The sequence below is a fragment of the Amaricoccus solimangrovi genome, assembly GCF_006385685.1.
Lineage (GTDB): Bacteria > Pseudomonadota > Alphaproteobacteria > Rhodobacterales > Rhodobacteraceae > Amaricoccus > Amaricoccus solimangrovi.
The window spans coordinates 36041-52853 of sequence record NZ_VFRP01000017.1; the positions used below are offsets into that span (position 1 = coordinate 36041).

The window sequence follows — 16813 nt, forward strand, 5'->3', positions numbered from 1 at the left end:
CTCGCGCGACGGCTTTCAGAACCAGCCGGTATCGGCCGCGTGGGTCTGGGTGCCGGCGCCGTCGAGCAGGGTCACGGTCGTCTCGGCCCCCGAGGATTCGAGCGTCCGGTCGTCGAGCCGCGCGGTCAGCGTGAGCTCGTTGATCGTGAGCCGCCCCGCCCCGGCCACGATCTCCGATCCGAGTTCGACGGAGCCGATGTATTCGTCCGGGGAGACGATGCCGAGCGACTCGAGCTCGCTCAGGATGCCCGTGATCGAGATCGTGCCGACCGGGTGATCGGAATCGAGGACGACGGCGGTATAGGTCCAGTCGCTCGAATCGTCGCTGTGGATCTTCGCGGCGATCGTCCCGTCGGAATAGGTCCCCACCTGATCCCCGAACGGCTTCACGGCGCCCTGGTGTACCCAGACCATGACCTCGTTCGTGACGCTGGATGGGCCGCCGTTCGGAACGTCGGTCAGCCAGATATCGAAGGCGACGTTGAACCAGTCGGTATTGCCGTCGTAGCGCACGTCATAGGCCGCCGTCAGATCCTGGATCTCGCCGACCTGGAGCGGGAAGAAATCGGCCGTGTCCGTCACCTTGTGCCCGCCGCTCATCGGCGCGGGACCGAAGATGACCTCGGGATAGGCGAGGATCGGCGGATAGGCCTGGGTCGTGCGCGGGAAGGACCAGCTGAAGGTCACGCCCGTCGTCAGATCGTCCGGATCGTAGATCGCGTCGAGCCGGTAGTCGGTCCCGTAGGTGAGCCCCCCGGCGTTCCAGGCGTTGTTGAGCACGTACCAGCCGTGATCGGTGTAGACGGCGCCCGGGCCGCTCAGGCTTCCCTGGCCCGCGCCGGGAGCGGGCGCCGGCGGGGGAAAGCCGAAATCGTAGCCGTCGAGCTGCGCGAGCTTGGTATCGCGGAGCACGAGGATCTCGTCCTGAGCGAGGTGGAGCGTCAGATCCTTGCCGGTCTTCGTCGCGATGGCCTTGACCTGGGCGAAGTTCGAGAACCCGTAGTCGATCAGCTCGATCACGTCGCTGCCCGGAGTGAAGCCGACGATCGCGTCCGACCCGTTTCCGGCTTCGATCCGGAAGATGTCCGCCGCCGCGCCGCCGATCAGCACGTCGTCGCCGCCGAGCCCGTCGAGCGTGGCGCCGACCTCGCCCGCGGCGATGATGTTCGCGGAGGCGTTGCCGGTCCCCCCGGTCGAGCCGGGACCATTCAGGAACAGGTTCTCGAAATTCTCCGGCAGGACGGTCGTGCCCCAGATCCAGGAATCGAGCGTATCGATCCCCGCGTTCGCGGCCTCCAGCACATGCGTGCTCGGAACCCAGACCATGTAGGTATCATCTCCGAGCCCGCCGGCCAATGTCGCCGAATCGTTGCCGTAGAGCTCGTCATTCCCGCTGGTTCCCGAAAGATAGGCGCCGATTTCCGCGCCGATCCAGGAAGTTGGCGCCCCCGAAGTCGAAAGGGACGCGCCGCGCGCTGTCTTGTAGATCACAGGAAATCCTCCTCACCAGAACGCCGGTGATCAGATGTACCTGTCGAGGATTGCTTGACCCCTTCGCCGCGCCACCGGCTCAAACGCGATAATGGTCTCCCCTTCAGGGGACTATTATCGCCATCCGACTAGGGGTCAAGCTGACTTATCGCAAGGAGAGTGTCGATCCTTCCGGGGATGGCAGCCCCGGGAGGGCTCCGGCGCATCGGGCGCGCGCCGAAACCTCTATGCGATCCCCGCCGGACGATCGGCGGCGGGCGCCTTACTCCACATAGGCTCCCGGCAGCCCCAGGAAGTTCGGGGAGAGCTGGTCGACCACGCGGCCCCAGCGGGTCACGGGCTGTTCGGAGATGAAGACGATGTCGCGGGGCCGCAGTTCGAGCCGGGTCAGCATCATCATCCCGACCGCGGAACTCCCGTCCACGTGCCAGGCGGTGATCCCGCTGAACTCGCGGGGATCGGCGGAGGCGCGCAGCACATAGATCTGGCGCGGGTCGGCCGTCATGTTCGGCGCGCCGCCGCCGCTTTCGTAAAGCGCGTCGGCGAGGGAGGCGACCTGGCCATAGGGCAGGGGCCAGCGGCCCTGCTTCTTCATCTCGCCGCTCAGATAGACGTAATCCTGCGGTTCCGCCCCATGCTCGATGCGCGCGGAGAAGTTGTCCCGCTCCTCGCTGAGCTGGGCGCGCCGGAGTTCGGTCGCCTGCGTCAGGATCTGCATCGCGCTCTGCCGCGAGGCCTGCTTGAACTGGCCGAGCTCGATCTGCTCGGCGAAATAGGCCTGGGCCTTGCCGAGATCGAATTCCGCGTCGACATAGACGGAATCGCCGTCGACGAGCCGGAGCTTCTGGTAGCGCGGCGAGACCAGGAAGTCCTTCACCGGCACCTCGTAGAGCGACCCGTCGCGGTAGATCCGGATCACCGCCGCGTCGCGGTCGGCGGCGGTGATCCCGCCCACGGCGGCGAGCGCGTTGTCGAGGGTGAGCGGAATGAGCGTGATCGGCGCCACGCCCGGCTGCGCCACGGCGCCGCCGATCGACACCTTGCGGGCATTGAACTCGGCGATCTCGAGGCTGAAGGACGGGTCGATCTGCCGTTCGAGCAGGCGCTGGAACAGCACGCCCTCCGCCTCCTCGAGCGTCATCTCCGCGATGCGCACACGGCCGACGTCCGGGATCGCGATCGAGCCGTCGTCCTGCACGGTATAGCCCTGGCGGCGGTTCTCGGCGGCGAGCAGGCCCGTCAGTTCCTCGACCGAGGTGCCGGGCGTCTTGGTCGCGAGCAGGACCACGTCGCCGACCCCGATCCGGTAGGGCTCCGCCGGCACCGGCGGCGGCAGCCGCGCGACGAGTTCCTCGGGCCGGGTCTGGGGCTCGAAGGCGGTGTCGGGTCCGGTGACCTGCGGGACGCCGCCGCCGGAGCCGGCCGTCTGCGAGAAGGCGGCGGGCAGGGCGCGGGGCTGGTAGGCCTGCTGCCGGTTGGCCGCGATGACGGTCTCGGGCGTCACGTCGATCACCCGCACCTTGCCGCCGTCCACCACGCCATCCTGGATGACCGGGCTGTGGTAGATGATACCGCAGCCGCTCATGAGAAGGACAAGGCTCAGAGAATACAGACGCCGCATGGCCTCTCCAATCTAGTGACTCGGGAACAGGACCTGGGCACGGCCCACGCCTTCGCTGATGAACTGGACCGACTGCGCGACGCGACCGCCGCGCAGCCAGTAGACATTGGTGAAATCGTCTTCCGGTCCGCGGCAGGCCTCGTCGATCCGCTGGGTCGGAACCTCGGGACCGTCGAGAAGCCGGATGCTCTCCTGGCCGGCGGGGGTCACGTCGCAGACATAGGACCGGATGCGCATCCGGTCCTGCCCGTCGAGATAGCTGTGGATGCGCGTGATCCGCGCCGGGTATCCGCCATGGATCGCGGCCGCCGCCTCGGCCGTGTCCGCCGTCATCAGGTCGAAGGAAAGACCGCGCGTGCCGATGATGAGCCCGTCGCGCAGGTAGATCTGCGCGTTGTCGATGGTGCGCCAGCGCGTCACCCCGTCCCGCGCGCCGGTCTCGACCATGAGCACCGAGGGGCCCTGGTCGAGCAGCGTGATGCGCAGGCGCGGCGCGCCCGCCGCGATCAGGCGCTCGGCCTGGGTGGTATCGATGCCCGGGGCCGGGGGCCAGAGCTGCTGGCCGTTGCGATCCGCCTGCGTGCTGAGCGCGCAGCCCGCGAGCCACAGGCAGAGGGCGAGGGGAGCGGAGACGGCGCCGAGACGGAACGGATTTCTCATCGCCAGAACCGCTCCCAGCGGGACCCGAGCTCTTCCTGACGTCCGGGGCGGGTCATCGCATAGAGCCGGTTCGGCACCCAGAGCTGCGCGCCGCCGTCGCGCAGGATCGGCCGGATCACCATACCGAACTGGTTGAGCGAGGGCTTGCCCGTCATCCAGGAGAGCGGCACGCTGAAGGCGAAGCCCTTGTCGAAGGAGCCTTCGCCGAATTCGTCGAAGCTGACATCGGTCAGGGTGGCGAAGGCGGCGAGTTCGAAGCCGTTGCCGAAACGGCGGCTGACCGTGAGGGTCGAGCCCCAGTCCTTCGCCAGGTAGCGCCCCACGTCGACCTGACCGTAATAGCCGCCGCCGAAGTCGTAGAAGCCCGACAGGAAGCCGGTCACGACGTCGTAGTCCTGGAAGCCGAATCCGCCGTCGAAATCGCGCTGCCGCGCATAGGCGAGGTTGCCGCCCAGGGCGAGCCGCTGGCCGGGCGGCGCCCAGAGCATCTCGCCGAAGACGCCGCCGAACATCGGCTCGAGGATGCCGGCCTGGGCCTGGCCGTAGAGATCCTGGCCGAGCCGCTCGTACTGCCCGATGGTCAGATAGGGGACCGTCACCTCACTGGCATCCTTCGCATAGAGCCAGGCGTCGGAGCGCACATGCGGCAGGGTCGAATCCGAGGGGCGGTCGGCCTCGTCGAGATTGCCGACGATCTTGTGCCGGAGCGCGCCGCTCAGATAGGTGCCCTGCCACGGCGAGAAGGATCCGCCCAGTTCGAGCCCCAGGTCCGCGCGCACCGGATTGTCCGGATCGAACAGGAAGGGGGTCGCATAGAGGCCGAGCCAGGTCGAATAGGAGGGATCCCAGGCCTCGGGCGGGCCGGCGGTGAGCGCGGCGTCGGCGACGCCTGCGCGGGCATAGCTCTGCCAGGCGCCGTCGAAGGCGTATTCGGTCTGCTCGAGGTCGCTCCGGCGCAGCGTGACCTCGGTGATCGCCATGCCTTGGATATGGCCGCGAATCCGGAAGGCCGAGACATCGGCCGGCAGCTGGGCGCTCAGCACCGCGGCGGCGCGGCCATAGGCCTGGGCCGAGGCCGGCCAGCGCTCGTTGGTGATCGAGACGGTGGCGACATTTCCCTGGAGTTCGAACCCTTCGAGCGTGATCCCCTGATCGTTCAGCGCCGCCTGGAGCCGCTCGTAGCGCTGCGGATCCGGCCGGGGCGTCCAGAGCGCCAGAGACTCGTCCGAGCCGCGCGAGATCGCGGGCGGCCCCGGTTCGCGCCCGGAGGGCGCCGGCGGGTCCTTCGGATTGAGCATGAAGCTCGCGCTGACCGCGAGGGTGGAGCCGTTCATGAAGGAGGCGCCCAGGCTCGCGCCGTTGTCGAACTGATAGCGGGCGCCGAGATTGAACGGCGTCTTGTACTCGTAGCCCATCTGCTCGACCTCGGGATCCATCGAATCCGAGGAATATTCGAAGGTCAGCCGCCAGTTCGGCGTCGGCTGCCAGTCGGTGGCGAAGAAGAGCGCGGCGTCGCCATGGAACAGCCGGTCATAGGCGACGCGCCCGGTGTTCTGGATCCCCTGGAGGGGAGCGCGGTTCTTGAAACGATCGGAAAAGATCGCGAGGGGGTTCTCGAAGCCGTTGTGGGTGCCGTAGCGCCCCCAGCCGATGCCGAGGGTAGAGGTGACCGAGGAACCGATATGCTTCGAGGCGGCGATGTATTCCGAAGCGAAGACCCCCGTACCGCCGAAATCCTGCAGGCCGACGGAAACCGCCGGCACCCAGCCCTCGAGATCCTCGTCGAGGATCCGGTAGCGGACGTCGAAGCTGCGGTCGTAGAGGGAATTGTGGTTCCCGTTCGGAAAGGTGAAGTAATCCTGAAGATAGGAATACCGGAAGGTCCCCTGCAGCCGGTCCGAGAACTGGAAGGTCGCGGCGAAGCGGCTTTCCCCGTCGGCGGTGGTATTGGCGGTGAAGGCCAGCGTACCGTCCGGGAGCGAGAAGCCCGAGGGCATCTCGATGTAACCCGGCCCACCGTAGTGAGACAGGCTCGGCACCGTCTGACCGGAAGCCGCTTCAACGGCCACGAGGATCCCCGCGGCCGTGACCCATATCAGATACCTGCCTGAACGCACTGCCCACTCGTTACGATTATTATTATGTCGTTAACCTATCCGTGATCGGCAAAGCGGTAAAGCGGCGGCGGCGGCCGCGACCGGCGCGGGCGGTCGGACTGTGGCCCCAGGGTAACTCTCCGGGTGGCCAGGCGCTGCTTTTTGGCGCATTTCCGCTCGTCCGGCGCGAGGAAAAGCGCGCGGAAGGCGAGTTCGGCTTGCGAGCCGAGCCAGGATTTGGTCTATGGAACCGGTGTGGATTTCCTGGTTCTGTTGTCGCAAACCGATGACGCTGTACCCTTCGAGCGCGCCCTTTCCCGGCGCCGGCCCCGAGGCCGCGACGCGACCGAGCCTCGCGCGGGGAGGCGTTTCGCCGCGCGCGACCCCGTTTCGCGACGAGTACGAAACCAGCCGGACCACGCCCTTTGGCGCGCCGCGCGCGCGAGGCCCGCGGGTGCCACTTCCCCGCCTGAACGAACCCGCCGGTGAAAGGATCCAGGATGGCTGAGACGCGGAAACCCAATGTCTTTCTCCTCGGCGCGCCCAAATGCGGGACGACGACGATTGTCCGCGTGCTCGCGCAGCATTCGAAGGTGTTCCTGCCCTATCCCAAGGAAACGGACTTCTGGTCGACCGACATGAAGAAGTCGACCGATGTCACCGACCTGAAGTCGGTGGACGATTACCTCGCGCTTTTCGCGAAATGCCCGGAGGAGAAGACCCATCTCCTGGATGGGTCCACGACCCATCTCTTTTCCGAGGTCGCCGTCGATAATATCCTCGGATTCCAACCGGATGCCTACTTCATCATCATGCTGCGAAACCCGGTCGCGCAGGTTCAGTCCCTGCATCAGGAGCAGCTGTTCAGCATGAACGAGGATGAACCGGATTTCTGGACGGCCTGGACGCTGCAGGAGAAGCGGGCGCGTGGCGAGAACATCCCGAAGTCCTGCGCCGACCCTCTCCGGCTGCTCTATGCCCGGCAGGGCGCGCTGGGGGATCAGCTGGAACGCGCGATGAACCGAATCCCGCCCGAGCGACTGTTCATCGGCTTCCTGGACGACATGCAGCGGGATTTCGGCGGATTCTATGACCGGCTGACGGATTTTCTCGAACTGGGGAAGGAGGAGCTGTCCGACATCGGCGCGGTGAAATCCTCGCGCCAGCACCGGTTCCAGGGGATCGCCCGGCTCTATCAGTCCCCGCCCGCGGCCTTCGCGCCAACGGTCAGGGTGCTCAAGAAGGCACTCCGTCGCAATGGCTCGCTGACGCAGCGTCTCGCGCAGAAGATCCTGGTCCGCGACATGCCGCGAACCGAGCTGACCGAGCAGCAGCTCGCGGCCCTGCATGACGTGTTCGCCCCCCAGATCCGGAAGATCGCCGCCCTGACGGGGCGCGACCTTTCCGGCTGGCAAGCCCGCGCCGCAGCGGCCTGACGCCGGCGCGGGCGCCTCGGGCGCTCATGCGCGGGCGGAACGTCTTGTGTACGGAGTTTCTTCATGATCCCGAACTTCTTCATCATCGGCGCGCCGAAATGCGGCACATCCGCTCTGGCCCAGTATCTGAGCGAGCATCCGGCGGTCTTCTTCACGGATCCGAAGGAGCCGTTCTATTTCTCCGAGGATTATCCGAAGCTGAAGAAGCAGCACTTCCTGACGGATGACGCGAGCTATCTTGCCCTCTACGCGAACGCGGATCCGGAACGGCATATCGCCCTCGGCGAGGGATCGACGAATTATCTCGCCTCGGAGGTCGCGGTGGCGCGCGCGCTGCGGATGAGCCCGGATGCGAAGTTCATCGTCCTGCTCCGCGATCCGGTCGAGGTCGCGCATGCCTTTCACATGGAGCAGGTGTTCGCGCGCAACGAGGACGAGGAGGATTTCGAGAGGGCCTGGCGGCTGCAGGACGCGCGCGCGCGCGGCGAGAGCATTCCGGCCACCTGCCTCGCGCCCCAGTTCCTCCTCTATCGGGAGGTGGCGTCCTATGCCGGCCAGATCGAACGCTTCTTCGCGCAGGTCCCGCCGGAACGGCGGCTCGTGCTGTTCCAGGAGCAGCTGAAGGCGGATCCCCTCGGCCTCTACAGGGAAAGCCTGGCGTTTCTCGGCCTTCCGGACGACGGACGCGCCGAGTTTCCCATCGTGAACGGATCGCACAGCCATCGCTACGAATGGCTGGCGAACCTGGTCCTGCGCCCACCGAAGCCCCTCCAGCCGGCGGTCTGGGCCTTCCGCAACTACGCCCGGCGGAACAAGCCCCGCTCGATCGAGCTCCTCAAGGAAAGACTTCGCGTGAAGTCGAGGAGGAAGGACATGTCGCCCGCCTTCGAGGCGGAACTCTACGAGGTATTCCGGCCGGACGTCGAACGCCTGGAGCGGCTGCTTGAGGTTTCCCTGCCGAAGTGGAAGGGCCCGCATCTCGAACGAGCCCTCGAAGCTTCCGGTTTGTCAGCGTCAACCTAGGTGGGGAGAAGTGTTCCCCGCTTACCCCATGTCTTGAACTTATTGAGAATTGGTCTTTCAAATAGATAGTACGAAATCATCGCTATCCCGGTGGAAATGAAGAATATGACAGACGATATTATATAGTTATCTCCAGATCCGATCATTATTGTGGAAAATAGACCAATTATAATTGGGTGTATGAGGTAGAACCCATACGAAATCGTTCCCATAGATAGAAATATGGGGCTCTCCATCATTCTGAAAATACCAGAGCGAAAAAATGTCATCATGAATACTGACGCGACCGCCAGCGCTACCAACGGATCCCACCAGATAAATATATCGATTCCCATAGATTTCTTGAGATATGGCGCGTTACCTACAAGGAAAAACATAACCAATATAGAGGATCCATACTCAACCACGACCCGGTACCTACCCGCAGGAAGGGTGCCGAGTGCTTTTCTGATCATAGGTATAGCAACAGGCATCAAAAGGCCTATAAGGAAATACTGTATAAATACATGTATTCCCGAGAAAAAATCTCCCCGCATCGTTATCACCAGACAAATCAATCCGCTAATAATTGACAAAGAAAAAATTAACCTTACGTATAAACGACAGGACTCCATAACAGATCTATGAGATAGCACCCATATTCCAACGAATATAAAGTAGAACTGTATCTCCACAGGAACAGCCCAAAGTTCTGCGGTTCCCTTGATGAACATTACGTTCATCAGAAACAATTTCAGCGTATTGATTCCATAGGGCCAACCCTCAAGGCCATTCAACGTGACTGACGTCAGCACCACCAGAATGAAGAGCGGCAGAACCCTTCCCGCCCTGCTTCGCGCATATATTTCCAAATTATATCTATCGGGAACTCTCTGCAGATAAAGAGATGCCATCAGGAACCCGCTTAATGTGAAAAATATCATCACTCCAATCTGACCGAATCCTTGCCCCAACCAGGCAGGCAGGTAATTTTTATTCGCGCAATGTGATAAAAATACAATAAATACGGCAAATCCACGTAGTCCGGTTATTGAATCCAGCCGTACCTTGCTCACATTTTCGAAGTCGGAAGACAATGGGGAACTCCTCCTACATGATCACTACGCGCGATACGGGGCTACTGTCATTGAAAGAGAGCCAGATCTTGATCGATTTATCTGTGAGGAATGGCTCATTATGATGCCTATCATAAGCCAGTAAACCCAGTTCGATAATCCGGAGAGAAAGAAGAAGCAGATCGTCACATAGATAAACATCGCTCCGTAGCGCGCGTCACCCGAAAGAGCCCGCCATCCTGTCATGACCAGCTGCACGGCAGCGAGAATCCACGCCACCACACCCATCTCTCCGAATATATCGAGCATGAAGTTATGGGCTTCGCGGATCAAACCCACATTGTACCGGGTTCCCCATTGCTGGAAATCCGCAGTGTAAAAATAGTCAGTATATACCGATTCATAATTACTGTATCCAATTCCGAATATCGGTGAACTTAGTCCAAATTCAAGAAAAGACATGTAGTGAAGAAATCTCTCTGTACTCACCTTAATCAAAAATACGATTTCCGTTTTCGACAATACGCTCTCCAGGTACCAGATCAAAACTGGAAAGAGCGCTGAGATGGCCAGCAGGATGAACGCGCAAATCCTGCCTATCTTCAGATCTCGAAAAAAGTGAAACATGAATGCGATGATCAGGGCCAGAAGCGGCCCTCGGCTGACCATTAGAACCGTGACGAAAAACAGGGTCAGCGCGGTCTTTTTGCGCCCTTCCACGAGGCACAGAAGCCCGAGAGCGCCGGTCATGCAACCGCTGAATCCGGATCCTCCCATGGATCCCATGAATCGGGGAACCGCGATGCCGAGATCGGGAAACAGTCCCCCCACGAGTTCGCCGTCCAGCTCTCTGGTACGCTGGCCCATTCCCAGTTCGATCAGGACGAACTCGATGACCGTAAGGGCGAGAATGATCCAGACAAGACGCCGAGACACCAGCTCGGCTATCTTGGAGGGCTCCATGCGGGCGGCGATCTCGGCCAGACCAATTCCGCCGAGGACAACCGTCAGCTGCACGTAGCTGTAGGGCCCCAGTCCGTTATAGACGAGCGAGAGATAGCCCCACAACACGAGCAGGTAGCTCGGGATCAGGAACTTGGAGATCTGGAGGCTCGCACCGATCCAGATCAGTCCGGCCAGAGCCGAAAGGTAACCCAAATATATCGGAAACTGGCCGATTGAACGGAACGCCCCCATCATGGCCAACATGACGATAATCGGCGCCGGTCGAAGATCGGGAACCCAGGGGCGGATATGGTCCCGGCGGAATTGAGTGCTGTCCATATCGATTTACCGTTCCCGAAGCAGGGAGGATTGCATGGAGGTTGAACGGCGAGAATTCACCGCCATTCAACCTCAACCGAACGGCCCTTGGCTCCCAAGGGCGACCGTCACTCCGCAGTGTTGTAGTACTTCTTCCCGTAGGCCGCGTAGGCGCCGTAGCGTTCGCCATAGCCGTAGCGGCGCATGCCCTTGGGATCGATCTGGCTCAGCACCATGCCTGCGATCCGCGCGTTCGTCGTGTCGAGCATGTGCAGGGAATCGCGCACCTGGGTTTCCGGGGTGTGATCCCAGCGGACGATGAAGACGACCGCGTCGGCGTGCTGCGCGATGATCCGCGTGTCGGGCACGACCAGCACCGGCGGCGTGTCGATCAGGATGACGTCGTAGATCTTGCGCGCCTCGGCGAGGAAGCGCGGGAAGGCCTGCGAGGAGAAGAGGTCGGCGGCGTTGACCGCCGTCTTCTCGCCGAGGAGCACGTCGCCGAGTTCGCTCGTCGGGCAGGCCGCCTGGGCGAGAGAGACCTCGCCCGAGAGAACGCTGACGAGGCCCTTGCTGCCCTGCGGCAGGTCGAGGTAGCGCTTGAACATGCGGCGGCGGATGTCGCCCTCGACCACCAGCACCTTCTTGCCCATCAGCGTCAGGTTCTGCGCCAGCGCGAGCGTGAGCGTGGTCTTGCCCTCGCTCGGGACCGAGGAGGAGAGGGCGATGACCTGCGGCGCCCGGTCGACATTGGAGAGCAGGATCGAGGTGCGCAGATTGCGCACCGATTCCGCGAGCGCCGAGGTCGGGTTCCTGGCGAGGTAGCTCAGAACCTTGGCGCGCTGCCGCTCCGGCAGGAGCGGGATCTGGCCGAGGACCACGCGCCCGGTCAGGGCCTCGAGGTCGTTGGCGGTGCGCAGGCCCGTCGAGGCGGCCTCCCGCAGCAGGGCAAGGCCCGCGCCGAGCATGGCGCCGAGGAGGGCGGCCATCACCAGGATCAGCCCCTTCCGCGGCGTCGCCGCGCGAAGCGGGCGCACCGCCTGGGAGAGCACGCGGCTGTCGGGCTGCTGGATGCCCTGCTGCGCGATGGTCTCCTTCAGCCGGGTCTGGAAATGCTCGTAGAGCAGCTTGCTCGCCTCCGCCTCGCGCGTCATCTGCTCGAGCTGGGTGAGTTCCCGGGAGTCCCGGTTGATCGTGTCGAGCAGGTTCTTCTCGGCGAGCGCGTAGGAGTCGACCTGTCCGCGCAGGCGGAGCAGATCCTGCGCCATCTGCCGGCCGAGCAGGTCCCGCCGCGCCTCGAAGGCGGAGACCGCCTCGGCATCGCCCGCGTCGGCGGCGACGGCGAGCTCGATCAGCTGCGGATCGTTCAGCGCGGCCGCCTGGCCGCCCCGGCCCGAGGCGCTCTCCAGCGCCTGCTGGCGCGCGAGCAGGGTATTGGCCTGCGCCTCGCTCGCCGCCCGGCGGTCGCGCGTGTCCTTGAGCTGCCGGTCGAGCGCGGCCAGTTCCTCGGCGCTCGCGATGCTCATGCCGCTCTGGAACTCGCGGATCTTCTTCTCGGCCGCCTCGAGTTCCGCCTTCAGGCCCGTCACCTGCCCGGTGAGCCATTCCGCCGCGCGCTTGGTCGCCTCGAACTTCACCCGGACCTGGTCGTCGATGTAGAGGCGCGCGATCGTGTCGGCGATCCGCGCGGATTTCTCGGCGGATTCCGTCTCGACCTGGATCTGGAAGGCCAGGCTCTGCGGAATGTTCGTCGTCACCACCTGATCGAGAAGCGCCGTCACCACCCCGTCGCGGATCTCGTTCTCGGACAGGGCCGGGGGCGCGCCCAGCAGGAAGGTCCTGATCCGCGACACCAGCCCCGGAGGGTTGAGCAGCTGGTTGAACTCGGGATCCTCGACGAGCTTCAGATCGTCGACGACCCGCCCCATCAGCATGCGGCCCTGGAAGACCTCCACCTCCGTATTGACCGCGGTGCTGTCGCTCGAAAGGCTGCCGAGAATGCTTTCCACGTCCAGCCCGGTGACCTGGGCCTCGCGGGAGTCCATGACGACGGTGGACGTGGCGCGATAGGTGGGAGTGGCCAAAAACTCCACATATGCGAAGGCAAGTGCCGTAAGTACTATGGCCGAGAATATGATCCAGTACTTCTTGCGAAGAAGGATATTGAAAATCTTTGACAGATCGATCGTATCGCTGTCCGTCGAAGACGCAATCATATACCTTGGCTTACTTTCCATGACCGCACAACTCTTGCACTATTTTACTCTCGACGCATTCAGGCGCCTTTACCCCTGCCTTTCATGAAGAAAGGGGGAGTTCAAGTCGCCGCTTCCGGGGGGTTTGGAGGGGAGGTACCGGCGATGAAGGACTTCCGCCGGGTCTGCCAAGGCCTGGCCCGGAGGATCAGTTCGGGACACGCCGGGGCGCCCTGCCGGGAACCAGCAAGTCATGAACTCCGGTCCGTCCCGCGTAGCTGAAAGCCAGGGAGGGATGGCGCCGGCCTCTCTCCGTCCCCGGAAAGGGAGCCGACGCGGCCCGCGACCGCGTGGTATCCGCGATCGCCAAGGGTCATTTTCCGCAACCGCAGCCCGAACCCGTGTTGCTGGTCGAGGACGTGGTATTGGTCGTGGAGGTGGTAGCGATGCTGTTCAGCAGGGCCTCGGCCATCGCCCCCATGGTCGAGTTGCGCGCGATCGGTTCGAAACCGGCCACCTGCGTTCCCTGCGCGGAAGCGGCCAACGGCGAAAGGGCACTGGCGGCGATGGCCAGGGCCAAGGCGGAAAAGATCCTGTGGTTCATGGTCATTGCTCCAACTGTTTCTCGCCTGCTTAGCATATTGCATTGCGAAGATCACGCCCGTTTCGCACTACGATTAGGCTCTTCTGACCCTGATGGCGATTCTCCGCACAGGCGCCGATATCGGCCTACGCGGCACCCCGGGTTGCGCGCGGGGGGAGCCCGCGGCCATACTCGCGAAACGATGCGTCACCGGAGACTCGCCGACAGAGTTCGGCGGCGCCGGAAGGCGCAATGGAACACCCGAAAGGAACCGATGCGGACAACTCTCTCGAATGTCGTGGCCGGGACGCTCTGCCTGCTGCCACTCCTGGATCTTCCCTCGTCCGCCGGGGAGATGCCGCTCGGAGCCGCCGCGCATCTATTCCAGCTAGACGAGGCGACAGCTGTCCGGACGCTCGATACGATGTGCCGGGCGGGGCTCGTCCTCGTCCGGACCGATGCGCGTTGGGCCGCTGTCGAGAAGCGGCCCGGAGAATATCTCTTCCCCGCGTCCTGGGATCGGGCGGTCGATCACGCGGTCTCGCTGGGAATGGAGCCGATGCTGATCATCGACTACGGCAACCCGCTATACGCCAACGCGCGCAAACCGACCTCTCCCGCGGCGCGGGCGGCCTTCGCGCGCTACGCGGCGGCGCTCGCCGGGCATTTCAGGGGCAGGGTGCGCCATTTCGAGGTCTGGAACGAGTGGGATACGCGAACGGGGCGGACCAGACCCGGGGAGGTGGCGGACTACGCCGCCCTGCTGCGGGAGACCTATCCGGCGATCAAGGCGGCTTCCCCGGAGGCCGTGGTGATCGCAGGCGTCTTTTCCAACGCCGCCGTGGACGGAGGGGAGGCGAGCACCCTTTCGGAATTCGCGGCCTCCGGGGTGGCGGAGCAGTATTCCGACGCGATCTCGATCCATGTCTATCCCACGCTGGAGGGACAACGGCTGCCGATAGACTCCTATGTCGAGCGGTTCCGCGAGTCGGTGGCGATCATCCGTGCCCGCCCCGGCCTCGCCGACAAGCCCATCCTGGTGACGGAGACGGGCGCGTCCACGAACGACACCGCCCGCGGGGTCGGCGAGGATCGGCAGTGGGATTATATCTCCGCGGGACTGTCGGAGGCCGAGGAACTGGGTATCGGCGCCATGATCCTCTATGATTTCCGCGACAGCGGAAAGGGCCAGTTCGGCCTGCTGCGGCGGGACTGGTCGCCCAAACCGGCCTTCCAGGCGCTCGCCGCGGGTCGCACCCCCTGCAATTGACCTCCGCCCCGCCTCCTCAGCGGGGTACGATGGCGAAGGTCAGCCGTTCGCCCTCGGCGGCGGCGGGGTCGATCAGCGCGTAGCTCAGCCTGCCCGTCGCATAGGCGCCGGTATCGAGCGCCAGCCGGCCGGCACGCATATGCGCGCGCTCGACCACGACATGGCCATGGGCGACGCAGATGCCATCGCCGCGGGGGTGCCTGTGGAAGTCGCGGTGCCCCCAGACGAGATGGCGCCGCTCCTGCCGCTCGGGCGGGAGATCGGGATCGGCGCCCGCGTGCGCGGCCAGGAGATTGCCGCTCCGCCAGAGCGGGGGCAGGGCGCGCAGCCAGGCCTCCGTTTCCGCGCCCAGCCGCTCGCGGAGCGCCTCCCGCGTCGCCAAGCGCTCCGCCGCGTCCGCCGGCAGGCCACGCAGACCGAGACTCGCCAGCGTCGCGAGACCACCATGGGCGAGCCAGCGCCGGCCTTGGTCGGCGGGATCGTCGAGGAACTCGATCAGCATCTCCTCGTGATTGCCCATCAGGCAGACCGCGCCCTGGTCGCTTTCGGCGCGCAGCAGCCGCAGGACATCGGCGCTGTCCTCGCCGCGGTCGATCGCGTCGCCGAGCGAGATCAGCCGGTGCTCGGGAAAATGCCGCCGTCGAAGCGTCAGGAACCGCTCGAGCAGGTCGACGCGGCCATGCAGGTCGCCGAGCAGGCAGACCGGCTCCTCGGGCATCGGAAATGGCCCCGGCCTTTCGGCTTCGGGTAGCCGCGCGGCCGCGCGGGGGGGCGGGGGGGCAGTTAGGAACTGGCGGAAGAAACCAAGGGCACTCATGACACCAACCATTCGGACGCGGAGCGATCTTCCTCGTCGCGCCGGGAGCGCGGAGGCATGGATCGGCGCGGACTACGCGAAAGACTTCCTGTTCGGGACTTCCAGGTCAAGCCGGGAGCCATTGGCGGCCGCGAGCCGGCGTCGACGCGCCGGACTGGTTCCCGCCACGGGCACGCCCTTGCCCGTCGCGACGAAGGCGGCCGCGACCGCGGCCTGGATCCCGCGCGCGAAGACCTCGGGCGCGAAGCTCTCGGCATGAGCGCGGATCGCGGCGCCGTCGAGCTCGGGAAGAAGTCCGCTCTCGAATTCCTCCACGGCCTCCTCCAGCGCGGCGGGAGTCTGTTCGGCGAAGAAATGGCCGGTCACGCCCGGAACCACGCTGTCGAGCGCGCCACCCCGGCCGTAGGCGATGACCGGCCGGCCGGCCGCCATCAACTCGACCGGGATGATCCCGAAATCCTCCTCGCCGGGGAAGACGAGCGCCCGGCAGGTCGCGAATTCCTCCCTCAGCCGCGAGAAGGGCACCTTGCCGAGAAACTCCACGTTCGGCCCCGCCATCGCCTCGAGGGCCCGGCGCTGGTCGCCGTCGCCGATGACCCGGAGTTTCCGGCCCGAGCGGGTGAAGGCCTCGACGGCGAGATCGGGGCGCTTGTAGCTCACGAGTTCGCCTGCCAGCAGGTAATGATCGCCGACCGCTTCGGGAGCCACGGGGGTGAACTCATCGACCGCGACCGGGGGCGCGACGACCGTGGCCTCCCGCCGGTAGTAGGTGCCGATCCGCTGCGCGATGAAATGCGAATTGGCGACGAAGGCGTCCACCCGCGCGGCGCTGGTCACGTCCCAGATCCGCAGTCGATGCGCGATGAGCGGCATCATCCACCGGGTCAGCCGCCCCGCCCGCGCCCGGTAGACGTGGAAATGGTCCCAGACGTAGCGCATCGGCGAATGGCAGTAGCAGACGTGCAGCGCGTCGGGCCGCGGGATCACCCCCTTCGCCGGCCCGGATTCGCTCGAGATGACGAGATCGAACTCGGAGAGATCCACCATCTCGAGCGCGAGCGGCATCAGGGGCAGGTATTTCTGGTAGTGCTTTCGCGCCCCCGGCAACCGGGCGATGAAGGTCTCCCGGATCTCGTGACGCAGGATCCGCTCCGAGAGCGCGGCGCGATCGGCGACATGGGTGATGATCACCGCCTCGGGATAGAGCGCGCAGAGCGCCTCGAGCACGCGCTCGCCCCCGCGCATTCCGATGAGCCAGTAATGGACGATGGCAACCTTCATACTCCGCCTCTCTCGTACAACT

The 16813-nt window shown here is 64.5% G+C and carries 13 protein-coding genes; 3 read left to right on the forward strand and 10 right to left on the reverse strand.

Going from position 1 to position 16813, the window contains the following annotated elements; translation table 11 throughout:
• Positions 1-15: 15 nt before the first annotated feature.
• From FJM51_RS15705 to FJM51_RS15720, 4 genes are all read right to left on the reverse strand, one after another.
• Positions 16-1491, reverse strand: a complete 1476-nt coding sequence (locus FJM51_RS15705) for a GH12 family glycosyl hydrolase domain-containing protein (protein WP_140455090.1) — start codon at positions 1489-1491, stop codon at positions 16-18.
• Between the two features lie 262 nt (positions 1492-1753).
• The gene (locus FJM51_RS15710; RefSeq protein WP_181164581.1) at positions 1754-3112 is read right to left on the reverse strand and encodes a polysaccharide biosynthesis/export family protein; all 1359 of its coding nucleotides are present in this window, start codon (positions 3110-3112) and stop codon (positions 1754-1756) included.
• A gap of 12 nt (positions 3113-3124) precedes the next feature.
• Complete coding sequence (locus FJM51_RS15715) at positions 3125-3772, reverse strand: YjbF family lipoprotein (RefSeq protein ID WP_140455091.1); 648 nt, start codon at positions 3770-3772, stop codon at positions 3125-3127.
• Complete coding sequence (locus FJM51_RS15720; protein ID WP_140455092.1) at positions 3769-5841, reverse strand: YjbH domain-containing protein; 2073 nt, start codon at positions 5839-5841, stop codon at positions 3769-3771. Before FJM51_RS15720 ends, FJM51_RS15715 begins: the two co-directional genes overlap by 4 nt.
• A gap of 527 nt (positions 5842-6368) precedes the next feature.
• Here FJM51_RS15720 and FJM51_RS15725 point away from each other — a divergent pair.
• Together FJM51_RS15725 and FJM51_RS15730 are read left to right on the forward strand one after the other, a co-directional pair.
• Positions 6369-7304, forward strand: coding sequence for a sulfotransferase family protein (locus tag FJM51_RS15725; protein WP_140455093.1), 936 nt, complete (start codon positions 6369-6371; stop codon positions 7302-7304).
• A 63-nt stretch (positions 7305-7367) separates the two neighbouring features.
• Positions 7368-8327 (forward strand): sulfotransferase family protein, encoded by a 960-nt coding sequence (locus FJM51_RS15730; protein WP_140455094.1) that lies wholly within the window; start codon positions 7368-7370, stop codon positions 8325-8327.
• Here FJM51_RS15730 and FJM51_RS15735 read toward each other — a convergent pair.
• The 4 genes from FJM51_RS15735 to FJM51_RS23825 all read right to left on the reverse strand — a co-directional run bounded on the left by FJM51_RS15735 (position 8324) and on the right by FJM51_RS23825 (position 13444).
• Positions 8324-9403: an acyltransferase family protein gene (locus tag FJM51_RS15735; protein WP_140455095.1), complete on the reverse strand. Its 1080-nt coding sequence runs from the start codon at positions 9401-9403 to the stop codon at positions 8324-8326. The genes FJM51_RS15730 and FJM51_RS15735 overlap by 4 nt on opposite strands.
• Positions 9404-9427: 24 nt before the next feature.
• Positions 9428-10666: an O-antigen ligase family protein gene (locus tag FJM51_RS15740; protein WP_140455096.1), complete on the reverse strand. Its 1239-nt coding sequence runs from the start codon at positions 10664-10666 to the stop codon at positions 9428-9430.
• A 107-nt stretch (positions 10667-10773) separates the two neighbouring features.
• Positions 10774-12882, reverse strand: a complete 2109-nt coding sequence (locus FJM51_RS15745) for a GumC family protein (protein ID WP_140455097.1) — start codon at positions 12880-12882, stop codon at positions 10774-10776.
• A gap of 331 nt (positions 12883-13213) precedes the next feature.
• Positions 13214-13444 carry a hypothetical protein gene (locus FJM51_RS23825; protein WP_181164582.1) on the reverse strand — a complete coding sequence of 77 codons (231 nt, stop codon included), beginning with the start codon at positions 13442-13444 and terminating at the stop codon, positions 13214-13216.
• A 253-nt stretch (positions 13445-13697) separates the two neighbouring features.
• Here FJM51_RS23825 and FJM51_RS15750 point away from each other — a divergent pair, with 253 nt between their 5' ends.
• Entirely contained in the window at positions 13698-14693 is a 996-nt protein-coding gene (locus FJM51_RS15750; protein ID WP_181164583.1) for a cellulase family glycosylhydrolase, read from the forward strand.
• 16 nt (positions 14694-14709) lie between these two features.
• On the opposite strand, the gene FJM51_RS15755 is transcribed toward FJM51_RS15750, so the two are convergent.
• Together FJM51_RS15755 and FJM51_RS15760 are read right to left on the reverse strand one after the other, a co-directional pair.
• Positions 14710-15411 carry a metallophosphoesterase gene (locus tag FJM51_RS15755; RefSeq protein ID WP_233713148.1) on the reverse strand — a complete coding sequence of 234 codons (702 nt, stop codon included), beginning with the start codon at positions 15409-15411 and terminating at the stop codon, positions 14710-14712.
• 171 nt (positions 15412-15582) lie between these two features.
• A complete protein-coding gene (locus FJM51_RS15760; protein ID WP_140455100.1) occupies positions 15583-16791 on the reverse strand; it encodes a glycosyltransferase in 1209 nt (402 codons plus the stop codon).
• Between the last annotated feature and the right edge of the window lie 22 nt (positions 16792-16813).